The 21,604-nt window shown below is 62.5% G+C and carries 17 protein-coding genes and 1 tRNA gene; 11 read left to right on the top strand and 7 right to left on the bottom strand.

Going from position 1 to position 21,604, the window contains the following annotated elements:
- Positions 1 to 8: 8 nt before the first annotated feature.
- Positions 9 to 1,667: a hypothetical protein gene (locus IPM16_08600; GenBank protein ID MBK9123165.1), complete on the bottom strand. Its 1,659-nt coding sequence runs from the start codon at positions 1,665 to 1,667 to the stop codon at positions 9 to 11.
- Positions 1,668 to 1,786: 119 nt separating this feature from the next.
- Positions 1,787 to 1,859 (bottom strand) — tRNA-Phe (locus tag IPM16_08595).
- Positions 1,860 to 2,013: 154 nt separating this feature from the next.
- Between IPM16_08595 and IPM16_08590 the strand changes: the two genes are divergently transcribed.
- The 4 genes from IPM16_08590 to IPM16_08575 all read left to right on the top strand — a co-directional run bounded on the left by IPM16_08590 (position 2,014) and on the right by IPM16_08575 (position 9,024).
- Positions 2,014 to 5,085 (top strand): S8 family serine peptidase, encoded by a 3,072-nt coding sequence (locus IPM16_08590; protein MBK9123164.1) that lies wholly within the window; start codon positions 2,014 to 2,016, stop codon positions 5,083 to 5,085.
- A gap of 220 nt (positions 5,086 to 5,305) precedes the next feature.
- Positions 5,306 to 6,769 carry an Asp-tRNA(Asn)/Glu-tRNA(Gln) amidotransferase subunit GatA gene (gatA, locus tag IPM16_08585; protein ID MBK9123163.1) on the top strand — a complete coding sequence of 488 codons (1,464 nt, stop codon included), beginning with the start codon at positions 5,306 to 5,308 and terminating at the stop codon, positions 6,767 to 6,769.
- Between the two features lie 45 nt (positions 6,770 to 6,814).
- Positions 6,815 to 8,467, top strand: coding sequence for an FHA domain-containing protein (locus IPM16_08580; GenBank protein ID MBK9123162.1), 1,653 nt, complete (start codon positions 6,815 to 6,817; stop codon positions 8,465 to 8,467).
- Complete coding sequence (locus tag IPM16_08575) at positions 8,467 to 9,024, top strand: adenine phosphoribosyltransferase (protein MBK9123161.1); 558 nt, start codon at positions 8,467 to 8,469, stop codon at positions 9,022 to 9,024. The genes IPM16_08580 and IPM16_08575 overlap by 1 nt, the downstream gene beginning before the upstream one ends.
- An 84-nt stretch (positions 9,025 to 9,108) precedes the next feature.
- On the opposite strand, the gene IPM16_08570 is transcribed toward IPM16_08575, so the two are convergent.
- Positions 9,109 to 9,840, bottom strand: a complete 732-nt coding sequence (locus IPM16_08570; GenBank protein MBK9123160.1) for a class I SAM-dependent methyltransferase — start codon at positions 9,838 to 9,840, stop codon at positions 9,109 to 9,111.
- Between the two features lie 61 nt (positions 9,841 to 9,901).
- Entirely contained in the window at positions 9,902 to 10,504 is a 603-nt protein-coding gene (locus IPM16_08565) for a hypothetical protein (protein MBK9123159.1), read from the bottom strand.
- Positions 10,505 to 10,587: 83 nt separating this feature from the next.
- Here IPM16_08565 and IPM16_08560 point away from each other — a divergent pair, with 83 nt between their 5' ends.
- Both IPM16_08560 and IPM16_08555 read left to right on the top strand, forming a co-directional pair.
- Positions 10,588 to 11,535 carry a hypothetical protein gene (locus IPM16_08560; GenBank protein ID MBK9123158.1) on the top strand — a complete coding sequence of 316 codons (948 nt, stop codon included), beginning with the start codon at positions 10,588 to 10,590 and terminating at the stop codon, positions 11,533 to 11,535.
- A gap of 3 nt (positions 11,536 to 11,538) precedes the next feature.
- Entirely contained in the window at positions 11,539 to 12,936 is a 1,398-nt protein-coding gene (locus tag IPM16_08555; GenBank protein ID MBK9123157.1) for an FAD-binding oxidoreductase, read from the top strand.
- Positions 12,937 to 12,967: 31 nt separating this feature from the next.
- On the opposite strand, the gene IPM16_08550 is transcribed toward IPM16_08555, so the two are convergent.
- Positions 12,968 to 13,279, bottom strand: a complete 312-nt coding sequence (locus IPM16_08550) for a hypothetical protein (GenBank protein ID MBK9123156.1) — start codon at positions 13,277 to 13,279, stop codon at positions 12,968 to 12,970.
- A gap of 59 nt (positions 13,280 to 13,338) precedes the next feature.
- Positions 13,339 to 13,941 (bottom strand): pyridoxal 5'-phosphate synthase glutaminase subunit PdxT, encoded by a 603-nt coding sequence (pdxT, locus tag IPM16_08545; protein ID MBK9123155.1) that lies wholly within the window; start codon positions 13,939 to 13,941, stop codon positions 13,339 to 13,341.
- A 179-nt stretch (positions 13,942 to 14,120) separates the two neighbouring features.
- On the opposite strand from pdxT, the gene IPM16_08540 reads away from it, so the two are divergent.
- Positions 14,121 to 15,143, top strand: coding sequence for an iron-containing alcohol dehydrogenase (locus tag IPM16_08540; GenBank protein ID MBK9123154.1), 1,023 nt, complete (start codon positions 14,121 to 14,123; stop codon positions 15,141 to 15,143).
- A 107-nt stretch (positions 15,144 to 15,250) separates the two neighbouring features.
- Positions 15,251 to 17,818 (top strand): penicillin acylase family protein, encoded by a 2,568-nt coding sequence (locus IPM16_08535; protein ID MBK9123153.1) that lies wholly within the window; start codon positions 15,251 to 15,253, stop codon positions 17,816 to 17,818.
- Between the two features lie 66 nt (positions 17,819 to 17,884).
- Here the strand turns inward: IPM16_08535 and IPM16_08530 are convergent, their stop codons facing one another.
- Positions 17,885 to 18,094 (bottom strand): hypothetical protein, encoded by a 210-nt coding sequence (locus IPM16_08530; protein ID MBK9123152.1) that lies wholly within the window; start codon positions 18,092 to 18,094, stop codon positions 17,885 to 17,887.
- Between the two features lie 153 nt (positions 18,095 to 18,247).
- Between IPM16_08530 and IPM16_08525 the strand changes: the two genes are divergently transcribed.
- The 3 genes from IPM16_08525 to xseB are packed head-to-tail and all read left to right on the top strand — an operon-like array spanning position 18,248 to position 21,523.
- Positions 18,248 to 20,122, top strand: coding sequence for a bifunctional homocysteine S-methyltransferase/methylenetetrahydrofolate reductase (locus IPM16_08525; protein MBK9123151.1), 1,875 nt, complete (start codon positions 18,248 to 18,250; stop codon positions 20,120 to 20,122).
- On the top strand, positions 20,119 to 21,360 hold the full coding sequence (gene xseA / locus IPM16_08520) for an exodeoxyribonuclease VII large subunit (GenBank protein ID MBK9123150.1): 1,242 nt from the start codon (positions 20,119 to 20,121) through the stop codon (positions 21,358 to 21,360). Before IPM16_08525 ends, xseA begins: the two co-directional genes overlap by 4 nt.
- Complete coding sequence (gene xseB, locus IPM16_08515) at positions 21,332 to 21,523, top strand: exodeoxyribonuclease VII small subunit (protein MBK9123149.1); 192 nt, start codon at positions 21,332 to 21,334, stop codon at positions 21,521 to 21,523. Before xseA ends, xseB begins: the two co-directional genes overlap by 29 nt.
- The last annotated feature ends 81 nt before the right edge of the window (positions 21,524 to 21,604 follow it).

The following is a 21,604-nucleotide window of genomic DNA, read 5'->3' as shown; positions in this document are numbered from 1 at the left end:
TCAGCCGGTTATTCTCCCCAGAAGAGATACGACCGGTACGGACCCAGTTCGCATAGTGTCGTCAAGTTGCCGCCGGCGTCGTTGACGAGCGCCTGAATGACCCAGGAGATGCCGTCGGGTTCGAACTGGCCGATGTCACGCAAGAGCGACGTGTAGATGCCGGTTTCGGTTGGGCCAACACGGTACAGCTTGAGCGATCCACTGACGATGTTGCCGCTAAAGTCGACTGCCTGAATCGCGAGCTGATAACCGGCGACGTTGGTGGCGGGAGTCCATGCAAACAGCTGATCGTAAGGATCGACCTGCTGCCCGGGGCCAATCAGGTTGAATCCGGCGCATGACGGTTGATTCGGGTCGGTGGTCGGCTGTGGCGTCACCTGCTGGCCGGGCACGGAGGTTGGTCGCGGCCCGCTGCTGGTCGGCTGGACAGGAATGATCGGCGCGACGCGCGGAAGCCGAGTCGGTGTCGGCTTGACGTTGGGGCCGTTCTGGATCGACTGCTGTATCTCCTCCGGGCTGGGGAGCGTCAACGGATAGCGCGGGAACGGAAACTGCTCGAGGACCTCAAACGGCGTAAAGTCTTCGACGATTTCCGGTGGGGTGAACTCGGTTGTGAACAGCGGTTGGCGTTCCTCGCTCAGGCACGTCACGCTCTTGCTCTGATGGCCGAGCGGCACGAACGTTCCCCCGCCGTTGGCCAGCATATCGCCGTGAAGAATCGTGATCTCGGTCAGCAGACACGCGAAGTTCTCCGGCAGGTCGACGTTCTGCAGCACGGGGCGCACGCTGCCGTCGCCCAGTAGCGTACCGAATGTCAGCTCGCTCGACTTGAGCGCAATCGTCGATCCGAGTTCGACCTCCGCTCCGTTGACGTTGAGCGCGACGCGCACTTCCTGAGGGCCTTGGATGACCAACAAGTCGGGTGCTTCCTCGCAAGCGGGCCGGCCGATGCCGGTGCGGAAGTAGAATGCCTGCATGGGCGACGCGGCCGTTTCCGGCACGACCGGAAGATCGGCGAACTGTGCCCGTGTTCCGTCCTGCGGTCCGACCAGATCGGCGAAGATCCACTCGTACGGCGCCTGACCCGCGACGCGCAGCCAATCTCCGGCTTCGTTGCGAGCATCGACATCGAACAACTGGCCCGGGTCGGCGGTGCTACTCACGTTGAACGTGGTGCCGGGGCCGCTGCGCACGTTGATGCGCCCGCCAGTCGTGACGGATACCCGTACTGGATCGACGGCTTCGAAGTCAGAATCCGGGTCGACCGCGTTCTCAACACGCGCATCGCCGAGCAGGATGAAGGTGACCGCCTGACCCGGCAGCGTGTTGGGCACGTTGGCCTGTACGTTCAGCAGCGCGACGCCCCACTGTTCGAGGGCCGCGTCGAGCGGCGCGGTTTGGACGGCTGCGACATCGGTCAGCGCGGCGCGGTCGGCAGGGGCGCTAAAGAAGTCTTCGTCCACGGTTTGGAAGAAGGTGGCGTCGACGCGGTTGAACCCATAGCACATGCTATTCCGTGACATCGTCCCGCAGTTGTCGCCAACGGACTGCATTGCCTGAGCGACCAGCGCAGGGCAGGTCGCAGGCTGCGCGGCCGTACTGATGACCGTAACCCCGAGCAGGGCATACGATAGGGTTGTGATCCAAGCGCGAATTCGACGGTACATCCGGTCTCTCAATCCACTCGTCTCTGAGATATGGGGTATCGAAGACTAGGATACACCGCTTTTCCGTTCGCGGAGGACGACCGTAAAGAAAAAACCCCGAACGGACCCGTTCGGGGGTGTGCCACAGGCGAGAGTCGAACTCGCGACCCATGCATTTTCAGTGCATTGCTCTACCAGCTGAGCTACCGTGGCAGGTAGCATCATGATACAGGATCGCTCACACGAGTGTCAAGGCACGGGCGCGTAGTGCAATCGTAGGCCGTGAAGACTCGCCGCGTTACAACCGTATGATAGAATCTAGAAAGCCTTTAGGCACTATTTTTACGTTGAGTTTGAGGCCATTGGCATGAACCTTCGTCGTCTATTCGCTGTCGCCGCGGCGGCGCTTTGCATTTCCCTGCTCGTTGCGCTCGCGGTCGTTCCCGCATCCGCGCAGGCTGGCACGCGCGGTGACGGCTTAGCCGCCCTGCGTGCAGCACCGGAAGCCAGTGCGGTCGACCGCGTTTATCTGCGTGCGCAGGCCGACCAGCACGGTACCGTGAATGTCATCGTCGGGTTGGTTGTCAACTTGCCGGGGCGCATGCCGTTTGCGGACATGGACGATGGGGCTCAACGCGCCGTCATCTCGCAGATGCAGGACGCGGTGTTGGCTCAAATCGGGCAGACGCGCAGCACGCCGGAAGTCAAGCGGTACGTGACCTTCCCGATGATGGCGCTGCGCGCGACGCCCGAAGAGCTCGACGTTCTGCTCGAATCGACACTCGTGTCGTTCATACAAGAGAACCGCTGGCGCGAGCCGTCGTTGATCGAGTCGACGGCGATCATCGGCATGCAGGGCGGGAGCGGCGCCTGGGCGCAAGGGGCCGATGGCTCAGGCACCAACGTGGTCGTCATCGACTCCGGCATCCAGAAGTCGCACCAGTTTCTGACCGGCAAGGTTGTCCGTGAGGCGTGCTGGGGCACGACCGGTGTGTTCACCGGCTTTACGGCCACCACGTTCTGTCCCGGAAACGTGTCGTTTACAGATGTACCCGGCTCAGGTGAACCCTGCAACGTTGCATACGGCGGTGAGTGCAACCACGGTACGCACGTCGCCGGCATCATCGCAGGCAAGAGCAGCCCGCCGAGCGACACGTTTAACGGTGTTGCGAAGGAGGCCAGCCTAGTCTCTCTGCAGGTTTTTAGTCGGATCCAAGACGATACCAATCCAGCGACACCGGCGGTCTGTCGTCGAGATGGTTATGAAAGTGACGTGTGCATCCTTGCGGCGGACGGCGATATCATCGCGGCGATGGATTTCGCGCGCCTGCTGCACAACCCCGACACATTCCCTATCGCGGCTGTCAATATGAGCCTCGGAAACGAGTCGTACCCTTCGCAGGCATCGTGTGATGCGTCACTTCCCGCGTATGTCGTTGCGGTGGCTGGCCTCAATTCGATCGGCGTGCCGGTTGTGGCGTCGTCGGGCAATCAAGGCAGCACGATTTCGATGAACGCACCCGCGTGCATCACCGGCGTGATCTCGGTCGGGGCATCGACCGACTTCGATCAGATCGCCACCTTCACCAATTCCGCGTCCTTCCTGACGTTCGTCGCGCCGGGCGTCAACATCAATTCCGCAGATCCGGGCCCCCCACCAGCCTACTTTCCACGCAGCGGCACATCCCAGGCGGCGCCCCACGTCAGTGGCGCGATCGCTGCGCTGCTCAGCCTGCGCCCGACAGCCGGAATCACACAGATTATCGATGCGCTGAAGAACTCGGCCGTGAACATTTCCGACATTGGCGGAACGTTCAAGCGCATCGACGTCGACGGCGCGATTGGCGAGCTGGATGTCCCCGACACGCCGAAACTGCGCCTGCCCGACGATGGGGCGGCCTTCGCCGAAACACCGATCACGTTCAAGTTCAGCACCGGCGCGTTCACCGACCGCGCGACGCTCGAGATCTACGACGGGAATACGCGCGTCGTCAAGGAGAACGTCAACGATCCGGACAACTGCCCGCAAGATCCCGATTTTGGGAACAAGGTCGTATGCGCCGTCAACGTGACCTACGCGTTCGAGGACGATACCACTTACACGTGGTTCGTGATCGCCAAGAATCTGGACAACGGGTCCCAATCACAGAGTGTCACGCGGTCGTTCGAGTTTGACACCCCGGGCCGTGCGACGCTGCTCGCGCCGGCGGACAAGGTTACGATCAACACGCAGGCCGAGCTGGCCGTGCTGCAGTGGGGTGAGGTTAACCTCGCAACCAGCTACCGTGTCACGTTGTTCGACACCGACGACGGCGCCGTGATCGTCAACGCGACGCTGGCCGAGGGCGCGGTCTGTGCCGCGCAGGTCTGCACTTACAACGTGCAGGCGTTCGAGCAGTCACAGCTGCTCGACGACAAGAAGTACAAATGGTACGTCGTGTCGATCGACGGCGACGACACGTCGCAGAGCAAGAAATTCAAGATCTTCACCGAGTTCCCGGCCGCGCCGCTGCTGACCTATCCGGACGACGGCGGTACGTTCAACGCGCTGAACGACATCGAGCTGCGCTGGACGGAAGTCGCAACGGCCGAGGAATACCGGCTGAGAATCTGGAAGAACTCGAACAACAACAAGATCATCGACGTGACATACACCGTCCCCGGCCGTTCGATCGGCTGTGCGGCAGGGACCTGCACATGGACGCCCGAGCCGGTCGACTTGACGCTGCTGCAGAACCAGACCGACTACCGGTGGACAGTGCGAGCAGAGAATTCGTTGGGCAAGAGCGAGAGCCTGCCGCGCATCTTCCGCATCCAGTCGCCCGCGCCGCCGGCGCTTATCGATCCGGCGAACGGGCTGGAGATCAACGACGCGAACGTCACGTTCGAATGGAGCACGGTCAGCGACGCGGACTCGTACAAGCTGATCGTCAAAGACACCAAAAACGGCGAGAAGGTCGTCAAGGCGACTGTGTTCGGCACGACGTTTGCGCAGCCCGCCGGCGTGTTCAAGAACGACCGCGTCTACGAGTGGTTCGTGAAGTCGCAGAATGCGTTGGGCAAGGCCAAGAGTGTGAAGTTCGCCTTCGACACCGAGTTCCCGCGCAAGCCGAATCTGCAGTCGCCGGCAGACAATACCAAACTCAACGACCCGTCCGAACTGACGACGCTGGTCTGGCGTTCCGGCAACACGACCGAGGCGCTGACCTACAAGGTCGTCGTCAAGCGGATCGACAACGGCGACAAGATCTTCAAGGAGTTTGTAACGCTCGGCGTCGATACCACTTGTGACGTCGACATATGCACGTTCACAGTGCCGCAGTCGCTGCGCGACGCGCTCAAGGACGGCAAGAATTACAAGTGGCACGTCAAGGCCGAGACGCCGTCCGGCACGCAGAAGAGCAGCCAGAAGTTCATCTTCAAGGCACGCTTCTCATAGCGAACGAGAGCAGGGCGGTCGGAAGGGCCGCCCTGCTTGCGTTATCCCAAATGCGGACGTTCGATATCCCTATCCAGCGTTATCCCAAATTTCCCACAGGGTTGGGATATCGTTTGGGATAAACCGAACTGCGCTGCCTTGTCGTATTTGTTCGCCGTGGCCGAGGCCGCCTGTGCTATACTGACCGCGGCGTGAGGCACCCACCTGACGAAGGAACTCCATGACCGACATTACCGCGCTGACGATTGGTGAGATGCTGGCCGGTATGCGTGACCGCCAGTTCTCCAGCGTTGAATTGACGCAGGCTTTTCTTGACCGGATCGAGCGGCTTGAGCCGACCATCCACGCGTACATTACTGTGACACCGGAGCGCGCGCTCGAAGATGCCCGTCGGGCCGACCAGCGCCGGGCGGCAGGCGAGGACGCGCCGCTGCTCGGTGTACCGCTCGGAATAAAGGACGTGCTGTCCACGCGCGGGGTCGAAACGACCTGTGCCTCGAAGATTTTGGAAGGCTACGTGCCCATCTTCGACGCCACGGTGGTCGAGCGGCTGTATCGCGCCGGCATGGTGATGCTCGGCAAGCTCAACATGGATGAGTTTGCGATGGGCTCGTCGACCGAGAATTCGGCCTTCGGCGTGACGCGTAACCCGTGGGATACGGAAAGAGTCCCCGGCGGCAGCAGTGGCGGCAGCGCGGCGGCGGTCGCGGCCGGATTGGCTGCCGGCACGCTCGGCACGGATACCGGCGGCAGCATCCGCCAACCCGGTTCGTTGTGCGGGATCACCGCGCTCAAGCCGAGCTACGGACGGGTGAGCCGCTACGGGCTGATCGCGTTCGGTTCTTCGCTCGACCAAGCTGGGCCGATGACGCGCACCGTCGAGGACGCGGCGCGTTTGTTGCAGGTGATCGCCGGACACGACCCGCGCGACGGCACGAGCCAACCCGCGGCGATACCGGACTATCTGGCTGACATGACGGCTGGGGGCGCACGGCTCGATGGCGTGCGCGTTGGTGTGCCCAAAGAGTACTTCGTCGCGGGCATGCAGCCTGATGTCGAAGCGGCGATCCGCGCGGCAATCGCGCACCTCGAATCGCTCGGCGCGACGATCGTCGAGGTCAGCCTACCGCACACCCAGTACAGCCTGCCGGTCTATTACCTGCTGGCGACCAGCGAGGCCAGCACCAATCTGGCGCGTTTCGACGGTGTTCGCTTCGGCAAGCGCGTCGAGACCGGCGATATGTGGGACAACTACCGGCGAACGCGCGCCTTGTTCGGCGCTGAGGTCAAGCGGCGCATCATGCTCGGAACCTATGCGTTGAGCGCCGGCTACTACGACGCGTTCTACGGAAAAGCCTCGCAGGTACGTACGCTCATCAAGCGCGATTTCGATTTGGCCTTCGAGCAGGTTGACGTGCTGGTGTCGGCTACGTCTCCTACGACGGCCTTCAAGCTCGGCGAGAACACCGAGGACCCGCTGGCGATGTATCTGGCTGACGTACTGACGATCTCGGCCAACTTGGGCGGCGTGTGCGGCTTGAACGTGCCGTGTGGTTTCGATCGGGCCGGGCTGCCGATCGGTATGCAGCTGCTCGGGCCGGCGCTTGGCGAATCGGCGGTGCTGCGCGTCGGGCATGTCTATCAGGAGTCGACCGATTTCCACACCCGGCGGCCTGTGCTCTGAAGCCCCGTTATAATGTTTACAGGCAGTCGTTGAGGGATCCGCACCATGCAGATCGATACCGCGCTCGAGTTCGATACCTTCCCGGCAGGCAAACCGCTGCACGTCTACTTGATGGTGCTGATCAAGGCTGAAAGCGCCACAGGCGAAGCGCGCAGGCGTCCGCTTAACTTGAGCCTTGTGATCGACCGCAGCGGATCGATGGCCGGGCCGAAGATCGACTATACGCGGCGCGCGGCGCAGATGCTGGTGCAGAACCTCGGCGCCGCCGATACGCTGTCGGTCGTGCTCTATAACGATCTTGTCGACACGCTGCTGAACCCGGAGAAGGTGCAGCGCAAGGACATCATTAACCAGCAGATCAGCAGAATCACGCCCAGCGGGGCGACGAACCTGAGCGGTGGGTGGCTGCAGGGCGTCAATTTCGTGGCGCAGAACCTCGACAAGTCCCAAACCAATCGCGTGATCCTGATCTCAGACGGGTTGGCGAATCGAGGCGTGACCGACAGCTCCAAATTGGTGGCGTTCGCCACGCAGAAGTATGGCGAAGGCGTGAGCACCACGACGATGGGCCTCGGTGACGACTTCAACGAGGAACTGTTGATCAGCTTGGCCAACGCGGGCGGCGGGGCATACTACTATATCGAAAGCCCCGAAGCGATGCCGACCATCCTCAACGAGGAGTTGACCGGCCTGCTCAAGCTTGTCGGGCAGAACATGGCGATTCGTGTTGCTGGAGTAGCCCCGGCGTCGATCCGGCAGATGAACGCCTATGCCGAAGAACCCGGCACGACAGGCAAGACGTTCCGGCTCGGCGACGTGTTCGGAGACGAGATCAAGGCACTGGTGCTAGAGCTCGAACTGCCGGGTTTTGAACAGGCAGGACCGCAGCGCGCGGCAGCGCTGACGATTACGTATGACAAGCTCACGGACTCCGGCGTCACGCGCGAGGAGATCAAGCGCGAAATCACCATCACCATCCAAGCGGACGCAATTACGGAAGGCCGCGAATCGAATTCGCAGGTGGTCGAGCAGGTGATGCTGCTGAAGGCTGCTCATGCACGCCGGCGGGCGGTCGAATTGGCGGACCACGGCAAGTTCAGCGAAGCGTCGCAAGTGCTGGAAGCCGTGATCGCCGAGATCGACGAGTCCAGCGTGGCAGACGCGCCCGTCCTTGAGGACGAGAAGAATTCACTTTCCAAGCAGGCCGAGGAACTGAGCAAGACGTCGGCGGACTCGGTGCGTTCACCGGAGTTCCTGCGCCACCGGAAATCAATGGCGTCTCAGGCGCATTACACGATGACCAGCCGTCACGGCGAGACGGTCGTCCTGCGCCAGCGAATGAGCACACCGGACGGTCCGCCGCCTACCAAGAGCGCGAAGGAAGTGGACACCAAGCCGCAGCGCGGTTCGCCGCGATTTGTCCATTACGGTGGCCGCGATTATCCGGTCGAAGGCGACGAAATGCACTTTGGTCGAGCGGTCGAGAATACCATCGTCGTGGACGAGCGCGGTGTATCGCGCTTTCACTGCGTGCTGCGGCGCGAAGGCGAAATCTACTGGCTTGAAGATACCGGCAGCACCAATGGCACGATTGTCAATGGAACGGCGTTGAGCGGCCGCCATCCGATTCGCGCTGGCGACATCGTCCACATCGGCGAAGCGAAAATTGTATTTCACGACGGAAGCACGGAGCAGTAATGACCCACGAGACTCTGCCGGTTAGCATTGCGGGCGTCAAACGTGATCTGCGACTCTTCGAGATCAAGCCGGGGGTGCGGATCGCGATTCTCAACATTCTCGGCGACACCGAGCTGGTCAACGCGGCAGCGACGGAGTTGGCGCCGCACGTGACCGGCACAGGGGCCGACGTTATCGTTACGGCCGAGGCCAAGGCGATCCCACTGGCACACGCCGTCAGCAGCGTCACCGGCCTGCCCTACATCGTCCTACGAAAGTCGTACAAACCGTACATGGGCGATGCGCTCAAGAGCGAGACGCTAAGTATCACGACCGGGGCGCCACAAACGCTCTTTCTCGATGAAAAGGATCGCGCGCTGGTCTCCGGGAAGAAGGTCGTGCTGTTGGACGACGTGATCTCGACCGGATCGACGCTGCAAGGCATGCGGCTGATCATGGGCAAGGCCGGCGCCGCGGTCGTGGCCGATGCGGCGATCTTTACCGAAGGCGATCGCGCCAAGTGGACCGGCGTGATTGCGCTGGGCCACCTGCCCGTGTTTATAGACGGACAGGGCTAAGTACGCAGTCGAACGCGCTGAATGCTGAGTAAGCGCCACGCCAAGTTGCTCACGTAGCTCCGCGAAGGGCATTCGAGCGGTGGTTTAGCGCGCGCGTTTCTCGACGACCAGAAAGTGCGACAGCCCGAAGGTGTCGAGCGGCGTGCCTTCGAATCGGTAGAGTAGATCGCGGATGACCTGCGCCGGGCGGCCCAATCGCGCAATGATGTTGTCGTATCCGCCGTATACACGTCGATGATGCACGACGTTTGTGGGCGTGCCGGCAAACAAGCGGAGCAGGCCGCGCTTGGTATACGCCTTAACATGCGGGGCAAGCCGGTTACGAAGCACGTCGGGCAGGTAATTGATCAGCGGCGTGTTGCCGAAATGATATTGCCCGCGCCAGTAGTGGCCGTGCGTCTCGAACGGGTACCAGCGGTTCGGGCAGAAGATCACGATGCGACCGCCGGGGCGCGCTACGCGCACCATTTCGAGCACGGCAGCGCGATCGTCGGCAACGTGTTCGATGACCTCGTGCGAGTACACGGTGTCGAACGCGTCGTCCGGGTAGGGCAGGTTCTCCGCCGTGCTGACAACCGCGTGAGGCGTCCCGTCGCGGGCCTCAGCGACCCGCTCCAGCTCGATGTCCATGGCATGAACGTCCGGCGAGAACCGCTTGACGAACTCGGTGCTGTACATGCCGACTCCGCAGCCGTCGACGAGGATCGTCGTGCCGTCGAGCTTCGACCACTTGGCGACCATGTTGAGCCGGCGTTCCTGACCCGCGCGCCAAACATAGCTCGGTTCGCCGCGCTGGGCGGCGAGATGCGATGGCATCGATGGATTCACTTCCGAATGCAATGTAAGGCCGCCATTGTAGGGGACGGCGTGCGGCGGGTCAACTCGACAGCGAGCGCTGCGGGAACACGTAGCGGTGGACCGGCGCGTTGGTGCGCAGCGCGATTCCGTTGGCCCGTTCGAACACGCGATGAATGTCTTCGACGCGGCGCACTTGCTCGGCCGTAGGTTCGCCGGTAAATACGACCAGCGTCACAGCCAGATCGCCGACAAACGCGACCAGCCAACCGTTGACGATTTCGCGGCTTACGAGGCCGATTTTGCCACTGGATCGCAGGGTCTTGAAGGCGCTGTAGATTGCACGCGCGACATCGGGCGTTACTTTGCCCTCGATGTAAAGCGGCTTGTCCTCTTTGAGACGCAGTGTCGCGCACAGCATGACGCCGGGGCGAAACTCCTCTTTGAGGAATTCGGTCACGCCCGGGGCAGCGGCCTTGCGCCACGCGTCGCTTTCAGGGTCCTTTTCGATCAGGCGCTGCACAATCTCCATCTGCTGCGCGTAATGATGGTAGACGGCGTTGAACTGATCCTTATTGATTTTTCCCTCGGCAAAGTCTCCGGCAAGGGTTTCCATCTTGTGCCGGATGTGGTCTAATGTTTGCCGTGGATCGAGCGGCGTTTTTCGGTTGCTTTGCTGCGCCATAAGTCGCGGACACTGAGCCGAACGCAATTCAGATGCGGTCAGTGTAACATCTCTTTCACCGATTCAGTAAAAATGATCCTCAGATGATCGTCCACCACTTCGGCCTGACATTCTCACCCACAGAAGCTGCGCAAGCGCGCGAGCGGCAGTCCACACCGGAACTCGCCGAGGCTTGGTCGGCGTTTGAGTCGCTGCTTGGGCAAACGGCACCCGACCCGCTGCGGCAGGCCGTCGTTGACGCGGTAAGCTGGCGGCTGACGGGCGATGCCGCCGCGGCCGCCCGTGCTGCTGCCGTTCTTGCAGGTGATGCGATCCGAACCAATGACTCGGACCTGCCGCTGATCGACGGGTGCCGCCGCGCGATCGGGTTTGCGCAGGCCTTCGAGTGCGTCCGGGACCACCAGTCGATGTCGGACCTGGCGCGCGCCTCGATCATCGACTATTGGCACGAACGCGTGTCCGCACTCAATGACCGGTTGGTGCAGCCCGCGATTCACGAACGCGCGTGGCTCGCTGCAGTCAACCTCGCTGCTGGAGTCGTACTGGATCGTGAGCCGGTATTCACCACTGGCGCAGACAGCCTCCAGCGCATCGTAGATTCCATCCAGCCTCATGGATACATCGGCGCGATTGTCGAACCGCGCGATGAGGGCACGCTGACGCGCACGGTTTCGGCGGTGCATGGCCTTGTACTTGCCGCGGAGATTGCAGCGCAGGCGGGCGTCGACCTGTGGGCGTACGAGCGGCGAGGGGTCAGCGTGATGACCGCGGCACTCTACCCGCTGTACTACTTCTACTATCCCGAGAAATGGCCGTGGTTCGATGGACTGCAACCTGACTTGGTGAAGGCGCAGTTCAGGGAGCACGCGGCCTTCCTCGAAATGGTCAACCGCAAGAACGGCGGCACCGTACGCGCAGTGAAACTCATCCTAGACGAAGTTAGGCCGGTATACGACGCATGGGGCGGCGGGCCGGTCTCGTTGACGCACGCGGTCGTGCCGGTTGCCCGGCGCGGCCTGTTCAGGAGGTGAACCATGATCGCCGAGCCTGTGACGTTTACACGTGTCACCGACACTCACCTTGAAGCGCTGCGCGGCCTTGCCGGTGCAGATAACGTAACGACCGCACAGGCCATGCTCGACCTGCACAACCGCGATTCGTCGCGTCATCCCGCAGGCAACGCCGAAGCGGTGATCTTTGCGACTGATGCCGAGCAGGTCAGCCGTGTGATGGCCTACTGCGACCAACACCGCATCCCGGTTACGCCGTGGGGCGTCGGCACGTCTCTGGAAGGCAATCCGCTGGCACGTTTCGGCGGTATTTCGTTTAGCTTCGAGCGTATGACCGGGATCGTGGAGGTACATGTTGACGACTTTCAAGTCACGGTTCAGCCGGGGATCGGCCATAAAGACCTAAACGCGCAGCTAGCACGCTACGGCTTGTTCTTCCCGCCCGACCCGGGCGCGAACGCGACCGTTGGCGGCATGCTCGCGAACAACGCCGCCGGCATTCGCACGGTCAAGTACGGCGCGACCAAAGACAACGTGCTCAAGATGCAGGTCGTGCTGGCCGATGGTCGGATCATCACCGTCGGCTCGCGGTCGATCAAGCAGGCGTCGGGTTATGACCTGCTGCACCTTTTCGTCGGCAGCGAAGGGACGCTGGGCATCATCACCGAGGCGACGCTCAAACTTGTGCCTGTCCCCAGCTTGATGAGTGCGGTCGTCGCGTCGTTCCCGAGTGTCGAAACGGCGATCGAGGCCGTGGTGGCAGTGCGCGGGAGCGGTCTTGACCCTGCTGCGCTTGAGTTCATCGACGCAAAACAGTCCGCGCTTCTGCGCGACCACAACGGCGTCGACCTTGAGGAAGCGCCGACTCTGTTCATGGAGTTCCATGCCGTGCTGCCGGAAGCGCTTGATTTCGGTTTGGAGCAGGTTAAGGAGATCTGTGAAGAGCTGGGTGCGACGCGCATCAAAACGACGACTGACAACGCCGAACGCACCAAGCTCTGGAACGCACGGCATCATGCTTATGAACTGCTGCAGCGGCTTCACCCGGGGCAGGAAATCTACATCGGCGACGTAGCCGTGCCGATCAGCGCCTATCCCGACCTGATCGGGTTTGCCGACGACGCCATCGCAGAGGCGGGGATCAAGGCATTCATGAAGGGGCACGCAGGCGACGGCAACATCCACTGCGAGTTCCCGTACAAGGATGAGGCCGAGTTCGCCAGGGCGAGCCACGTAAACGACCTGATCGTGCAGAAGGCCATCGAGCTGGGTGGCACCGCGACCGGTGAGCACGGTGTGGGAGTCGGAAAAGTGCATCACATGGTGCGCGAACACGGCGCATCGCTCGACGTCATGCGCCAGATCAAGCACACGCTCGACCCGAACGGGATTCTCAACCCGGGCAAGATCTTCCCGGCGTAGGGGGCGTTAGCCGGATCGGGGAGGTCGCGACCTAGAAGTCGGTGTCGTCCTCGTAGAAGTCCTCTTCGTCCTCTTCGTCCTCTTCCTCGTCGTCATCGCCGTACAAGTCGATGTCATCGTCTTCGTCGTCGAACTCGTCGTACCCTTCTTCGTCCGGGTCTTCGTCGACGCTGAAGATCAAGTCGAGGTTAACGAGATCGTCGTCGTCCTCTTCGTCGAAATCCTCGTCATCGTCGAGCAGTTCGTCGTCGTCGGCCAACGGTTCGTCGTCTTCGAGATCGTCCCCGAGGTCGTCTTCGATCATGACGGGCAGGCCCGTGCTGTGGAAGATTTCGTCGAGCATGGCAGTCCCCACACCTGTTCCCTGGTCGCGCGGTATTTTAACCAATCCGTCTGTTCTGTCTAGCCTACATCGCGACGAAGATTCGACTCACGCGTCGAGGCCACGAGCTCAAGGAAGAATTGGTGAACGCGGGAATCGCCGGACAGTTCGGGATGGAACGCCGTCGCCAGCAGATGCCCTTGCCGGGCGGCGACAATCGAGCCGTCGTCCAACCGTGCCATCACGTCGACGCCCGTGCCCGCGGACGTTGCGACCGGGGCGCGGATAAAGATGGCGTGGAAGGGGCCGCCTTCGATGCCGGCGATATCGAGATCGCGCTCGAAGCTGTCAATCTGCCGCCCGAACGCGTTGCGGTTGACTCGTAAGTCCATGACGCCGAGCAGGGGCTGGCGGTCGCCGCCGATGTCCTTGGCGAGAAAGATCATGCCGGCGCATGTGCCCCACGTCGGCTTGTTCAGCGCAAAGTCGCGCAGCGGGCCAATCAGCCCGTAGCTAACTGCTAGCTTCCCGATGGTCGTGCTTTCACCACCGGGGATGATCAAGCCGCCCAGGCCGTCGAGGTGCTCGGGCAACCGGACCTCTCTTGCCGTCGCGCCCAGAGTCTCGATCATCTTCCGGTGTTCGATGAATGCGCCCTGCAGCGCCAGAATGCCGATTTCCACGCCTGCTCCCATACGGATGGTCTCCCTTCGGTATGAACGTACTGTACGGTAGGGCGCGAGGTGGTTCAAGGGGGCGATAGGACCATTGGCGAATACGCTCGCAGTTGGCAAATCCGGCCGGTCTGAGTAGACTTGACGCGAGTGTTTGCCTCGTTGACCGCGTTGGAGCACCGCCGCCAATGACCACAATCTGGAACATGCCGCGCATCGAGCTGACTGACCTGTCGCGCCTGCGTGAACAGCGCCCTGCAGCCCTCCTGACCGGCAAGCGCAGCTGGCAGGCGGTAAATACCATGCTCAAGTTTCCGGTCGTGGTTCAGGCCGAACCTGAGAGCGCCGACCGCAGCTATCTCGAGTTTCTGTCGGAGAACCTGCCCAAGCAGGTGCAGGTGGTGTACGCGGTCGGCGGCGGGTTGGCGTCCGACGCGGCGAAATACATCGCGTGGAAGCGCAAGCTCCCGGCCGTTCTGGTGCCGACGGCACTGAGCGTCGACGGCTTCTTCACCGCCACTGTCTCCCTGCGCGACGGCGGCGCCGGCGTGTATCTCGAGACTGGCCCGGCAGAGCGCGTCATCATCGATTGGGATGTCGTCAGCTCGGCCCCCGCACACATACGCGGCGCAGGCATTGTCGAACTGCTCAGCATCGTAACGGGTCTGCTCGACTGGCGCTACGCGGCCGAAAAAGGCAAGAACGCGCTCAGCGAGCGCTTCCAACCATGGGCCGCAGCGATCGCCGCGGGCATCGCCCAGCAGGCATTTCGTATCGCCAAAGGGGTTGGCGAGGGACAGGTTCAGGCGCTGCGCGAGCTGCTCGACCTGATTAGCATGGAAGTCCGACTGACGACTCAAATCGGCCACACTCGCCCGCAAGAGGGAAGCGAGCAGTTCTTTGCGCAAGCCATCCAGCCGCGCACGAGCCGCCGCGGCAAGAAGCCGTACGCCGAACTCGTCGGCCCGGGCATTCTGCTCGCCATGGCGCTGCACAATCAGGAAGTAAAGCCGATCCGCGACACCATGTTGGCCGCAGGTATCCGTCTGAACACGCTTGACGAAATGGACATCCGCGATACCCTGCTCGAACTGCCTCAGTTCGTCAAGGACAACGAGCTTCCGTACAGCCTGCTCAACGACGTATCGATTACGTCGGACAAGGCAAAGGAGCTGATTAAGACGGCCGGCCTGTCCGCCAGCGAAGTGTAGGTATGGTGGGGCATTGGCCCCGATGTGAAATACCGATATTGGGCTTAACCGTCTGCGGCACCGACCGGTAGCTGTGCTGTGGGCGCTGTTGACATTGGAGTACGAACATGCGAGTGCTGCGTTTTATTCTGCTTGGTCTCTTGCTGGTCATTGTGGTGGTTGCCGTCGGCGGATTCATCGTCTTTAACGACCTCACGCGCGGTCCGCTGCCTCAACACTCCGGCACGCTGCAAGTTGCCGGGTTGGAGGCACCGGTCGAGATAATCCGCGACGATTACGGCGTCCCGCACATTTACGCTTCGAACGCCCATGACCTCTTGTTTGCACAGGGCTACACGCAGGCGCAAGACCGTTGGTGGCAGATGGAGTTCTCGCGGGCGATCGGTAGCGGGCACATCCAAGAGCTGACCGGACAAAACGCCGATGTGATGGGCAACGACGTATTTATTCGCACTGCGGGCTGGCGAGCCGCCGCGGAGCGTAACATCGCCGAGGCGTATGACGCCGAGACACTGGCCCACTTGCAAGCCTTCGCAGATGGCGTCAACGCCTACATCGCCGGCAAGAACGGTGGCGATCTGGCGCTTGAGTACTCGCTGTTGGGCGTGACCGGTGTCACGATCCCGGTTCAACCGTGGACTCCCGCTGACAGCGAAGCCTGGATCAAGGCCATGCAGTGGAACCTCGGCACCGGCCTGCAAGACAACGACCGGAGCTACGCGCTTGAGGCGTTGAGTGCCGAACAGTTCGACATCCTCGAACCCCAGTACCCGTTCGATCGACACCCGACCATCGTCACCGAAGACGATCTGCCGATCTGGGAGAAGGTGCCTCTCGCCGCCGCGCCGACCGAAACCGTCGTATCGGCATGGCCCGCAGCCTCTGTGGACACGGCGTTCGCGGGCGGGATCAACGGCGACGTCGCATTTGGCTTTGGTACCGGCGCTGGGCTGGGCAGCAACAACTGGGTTGTCCACGGGAGCAAGACCGCCACCGGCATGCCGCTGCTCGCCAACGACCCGCATCTCGGCATCCAAATGCCGTCGATCTGGTACGAAGTCGGTTTGCACTGTCAGCCGGTCAGCGACGCGTGCCCGTTCGACGTTCGCGGCTACTCGTTCCCCGCCGCGCCGGGCATCGTGCTGGGCAACAATAGCCGCATCGCGTGGGGCTTCACCAACATCGACCCGGACGTGATCGACCTCTACGAGATCAAGGTCAACCCCGACAACCCGCTGCAGTACGAGTTTGACGGCGAGATGCGCGATATGACCGTGCACAACGAAGAGATCAAGTTCGGCGACGGGGGCTCGGTCACGATCCAGGTCCGCGAGACGCACCTCGGCCCGATCATCACGGACAACGAAGTGGTGACGCCCGAGGGCTCGTCAGGATACGGCGAGGTCGCGCTTGCGATGCGCTGGACGGCACTCGACCCGGCGGCGATTTTTGAGGCGCTGTTCGGGCTGAACTCGGCCCGGGACTTCGAGGACTTCCGCGCTGCCGCGAGCAAGTTTGTCGCGCCGGCGCAAAACATCGTCTACGCCGATGTCGACGGCAACATCGGTTATCAGACCCCCGGCCTCGTGCCGATTCGTCCGGCGATCAATACTGGCCTCGTCATTCAGGACGGCTCGACCAGCGCGACCGAATGGCTCGGCTACGTGCCGTTCGACCTGCTGCCGCGAATCTTCAACCCCGAACGCGGGTGGATCCACAGCGCCAACGAGGCGCTCGTTCCGCTGGAGTACTACGATCAACTGAAGGCCGAACTCGCGCCGCAGTATGGCGAAGACATCAACGTCGTGTTCAACCATTACTGGGACTTCGGGTTCCGCGGCGAGCGCATCGTCGAACTGCTCGAAGCCAGCGACCAGCACACCATCGAGTCGATGCAAGCAATTCACATGGACAACAAGATTCTCGTCGCCGAGGCCATGGCGCCTTATCTTGCCGCGCTTCAGATTGACGACGCCGACCTCGCCGCCGCTCGCGACTGGATGCTGGATTGGGACTATCAGGCCAGCCGCGACAGCGGGCCGGCCGCGTTGTTCAGCGCACTATGGCGGCGCATACCAGCCGCGGTATTCAACGACTCCTACGGCGAAAGTTGGTCGGTCAGCGGCGGGAGTGCCGGACAATACGCGGTGATCCTGCTGCTCGATCAGCCCGACAATGCACTGTGGGACAACCTCGCCACAGACGCCGTCGAGGACCGTGATGCGCTGCTTGCGTCGTTGTTTGCCGACGCGCACGCCGAATTGGTTCAGACGTTGGGGGCCGATCGCTCGCAGTGGGAGTGGGGAAAGCTGCACTCGGCGGTGTTCGTCAGCAACCCGCTCGGCCAGTCGGGAATCAGCCTGATCGAGGACCTTGTGAACCGGTCGGCGCCAACCGGCGGATGGACGGGCGCGGTCAACGCGACCAATTGGTCGACAGGCGACGATTCGTACGACCTCGGCAGCCTGCCTTCGATGCGCACGATTTACGACCTCGGCAATCTCGATCGCAGCGTGAATCACCATACGACGGGGCAAAGCGGCCACCCGTACAGCGCCGACTACGACAACCAGATACCCCTTTGGGCAAGCGGGACGTACAAGCCGATGCTGTTCACCCGGGCGGCAGTCGAGGCTTCAGCCCGCGACACGCTCAGGCTAGAACCGGCGGACTAACAGGCGAGAATCACAACCGGCGCACTCGATCAGGTGCGCCGGTTTCTTTTGACTCGCTGTGAGTGCCTAGAGGACGATGCGGCCTGTCACGATGAGAAGCAGGACGCCAAGCACCGTCACCAGCATGAAGAACAGGATCGAGATGATCATACGTTCAAACGCTGACATGCCGAGGAATCCTTTGGACTTACGGCGGCGCTTCTTGCCGGCGCGTTCGGCATCATCGAGCAGTTCGTCAAGGTCGCTTGCCGCACTGCGGCGGAGATCGTCAACCATGTGCGCATTCCTCCAGCACGGATTCGCAGCAAATGTAACACACACTGTAGGGTTGTGACGAACACCCCGCTAGTATCCGCCGCGCAATCCTCGTACAATGTCAGTCACGAGGGCGTGTCCCCGAATCGTTCAGACAAGTGAAGGCAAACCCCCATGCCCAAGCTCCCGTTCCTTGAACGGCTGGACAGCGGTATTCCGATTGTGGCCGACGGCGCGATGGCGACTCAACTTCACCGCGTCGGCCTGCCGATGACGACCTGCTTCGAAGCCATCAATCTCGCCGATCCTGACAAGGTGTACGAGGTTCATTCGGCGTACTTGTCCGCCGGCTCAGACCTGCTGGAGACCAACACTTTCGGGGCGAACCGGCTGAAGTTGAGCGAGCACGGCCTAGCCGACAAGCTGGCCGAGATCAACAGCGCCGCCGTCGAGATTGCGCGCCGCGCGATTGCCGACAGCGGGCGCGATGCTTATATCGCAGGCTCGATGGGGCCGTTGGGTCAGAAAATCCGCCCGTACGGTCCGATCTCCCGCGAGGACGCGCGCGACATGTTCTTCGAGCAGGCGGCTGCCTTGATTGACGCCGGTGTCGACGTCATCCTGCTAGAGACGTTCGCCGATCATCACGAACTGCTCGAAGCGCTGGCGGCGGTGCGACTTGCCTCGCCGGACGTGCCGGTGATCACCCATGCCACATTCGCCAGCGACGATCGCACGTTGACCGGCTTCACGCCGGCTAAGGTGGCGGCCGACCTCGTGCGCGCCGGTGCAGACGTCATCGGCGTGAACTGCGCCGGCGGCCCGTCGCAGATTTCGCACATCCTCGACACGATGCACACCTGCGTTCCACGCGCGCGCCTTTCGGCGATGCCGAATGCCGGCTTCCCCGAGGCGGTCAATGGCCGCGTGATGTACCCGGCTTCGGCTGAGTATTTCGGCGACTACGCGTTGACGTTCCAAGCCCTCGGCGCGCGGATCGTCGGCGGGTGCTGCGGCAGTACGCCCGACCACATCGCGGCAATGCGCTCAGCAATCGACGCGGCAGCGCGCGGCGACCGTCCGCTGCCTATCGTCCACGTCGAGGAAGCGACTTCCGGCGAGGAGCAGATCGCGCCCGCCGCGCCGACCGACTTGGCTGAGCGACTTGCGAGCCATCAGTTCACCGTCACCGTCGAAATGGCGCCGCCGCGCAGCTTCAGCGTCGAACGGCTGATCCGCAGCGCGCACCTCCTGCGCGATGCCGGTGCGCACATCCTCGATGTCGCGGATACGCCTGCAGCGCGTATGCGCATGAGCCCGTACGCGGTCGCGCACGTCATTCAGTCGCAGGTCGGCGTGGAGACCGTGCTGCACTTTCCAACCCGTGGGCGCAACCTGCTGCGCATTCAAGGTGACCTGCTCGCTGCGCACGCGCTCGGCCTGCGCAATGTGTTCGTGACGATGGGCGACCCGACCCGCATTGGCGACTATCCCGACGCCAACGACAGCTACGACATCGTACCGTCCAAGCTGATCGGGCTGATCAAGCACAGCATGAACCGCGGCGTGGATCAGGCCGGCAATAGCATCGGCGCGCCGGCGACCTTCACGGTGGGGTGTGCGCTCAACATGGGAGCGGATGACCTCGACCACGAGATCAAGATCCTCGGCAACAAGCTAGCGGCAGGGGCGGATTTCGCACTCGGCCAGCCCGTCTACGAGCCGTGGCGCATCGAGCGCTTCCTCGCGCGATACGAAGAAGTCACAGGCCGTGCGTTCGACCTTCCGGTGCTGCTCGGCGTGCTGCCGCTGTTCAGCTTGCGGCATGCCCAATTCCTGCACAATGAAATACCCGGCATCGTCATTCCTGAGACGATCCTCGGCCGCATGGAACAGGCTGGCGACGATGCGCCATACGAAGGCGTACGCATCGCGCAGGAGCTGGTGCAGGCGACGTCAAGCTACGTCAGCGGGGCGTACATTATCCCGGCGTTCGGTCGTTACGACCTCGCCGCCGAGGTGGTCGCCGCGGTGCCGGTGCGCGCATGACGGACGACCGGGCCTACAGCGTCACCGAACTCGCCCAGCAGATACAAGGCGTCGTCGAAGGCAGCCTGCTGCTGCAAGGCGTGCGCGTCATCGGCGAGTTCAGCAACGTGCGCCCGGCGCAGTCCGGCCACTGGTATTTCGCGATCAAGGACGCCGACGCGCAAATCCGGTGCGTGATGTGGAAAGGAACCGCCGCGGTACAGCGCATGCTGCCGAAAGAAGGTGATTCGGCGGTCGTCACCGGCGACGTGACGTTTTACGTGGCGCGAGGCGAACTGCAGATCACCGTGACGAGCCTTCAGCCGGTCGGGATCGGCGACCTGTACGCGCAGCTTGAGGCGCTGCGGTCCAAACTCGACGCAGAAGGACTGTTCGACCCGGCGCGCAAGCAGCTGCTGCCGCCGCTGCCGGCACGCATCGGAGTCGTGACGTCCGAAAACGCGGCTGCGTTTCAGGACGTGCTCAACGTGTTGAGCCGACGCGCCCCGTTGGCCGAGGTCGTACTGGCGCACACGCTGGTGCAAGGCGCCGAAGCGCCGCCGCAGATAGCACGGGCCATTCAGGCACTGGATCGTTCCGGTCAGGTCGACGTCATCCTGATCGTGCGCGGGGGCGGCAGCATCGAGGATTTGTGGGCGTTCAACGACGAGCGGGTGGTGCGCGCCGCGGCGGACTGTATCACCGCGACCGTCGCCGGCGTGGGGCACGAGACCGACACGACACTGGTCGACTTTGCGGCCGACGTGCGCGCTCCGACGCCCTCTGCCGCGGCCGAGATCGTATCTCAAGGCTGGGCGCAGATCCCGCAGATCATCATGGGTATTGAGGCCGAACTCTCCGAGTGGATCGATGGGCGGCTGAGCGAAGCCGGTACGACATTCAACGCGGCATCGACTCGCCTGAGCCTTGCTGCGCCCGCGCGCAAAATCGCCGCGCTGCGCCAGTCGACCGACTACCTGCTGGACGGCTTAATCACGCGGGTCGCGTCTGCGCGCCAGCTTCGGCGTGAACGGCTGAACAGCGTGATTGCGCGGCTTGAAGCGGCGAGCCCGCTGGCGCTGCTGGCGCGGGGGTATGCCGTGGTTACGCGCAGCGACGGGGCGGCAGTGCGCAGTACGCAAGACGTAGGCGCGGGCGATTCGCTGAGCGTCCGGGTGCAGGATGGCAGCTTCCCCGTGCGCGTGGAACGAGACGACGAGGACAACAACGATGGACAATATCGACTCGCTGGATTTTGAGCAGGCGTTCGCACAGCTTCAAGACGTGCTGAAGCGAATCGAATCGGCCGACCTGCCGCTGGAGGAGTCGGTCGCGCAGTACGAACTGGGTCGCAAACTGGCGGCGCGCTGTCAGGCGCTGCTGGACGACGCCGAACTCCGCGTGCGTAAGTTGGAGGAGTGATCAGGAAACAGTGGTCTGTTGTCAAAGGGTCAGCTGGCTCCCAGCCAACTGGCGCTCAACACGCCATAGAGTCCAATAGGC

Origin of the sequence: Candidatus Flexicrinis affinis (genome assembly GCA_016716525.1) — a bacterium.
GTDB lineage: Bacteria > Chloroflexota > Anaerolineae > Aggregatilineales > Phototrophicaceae > Flexicrinis > Flexicrinis affinis.
This window is presented reverse-complemented; position numbering and strand designations above follow the sequence as displayed.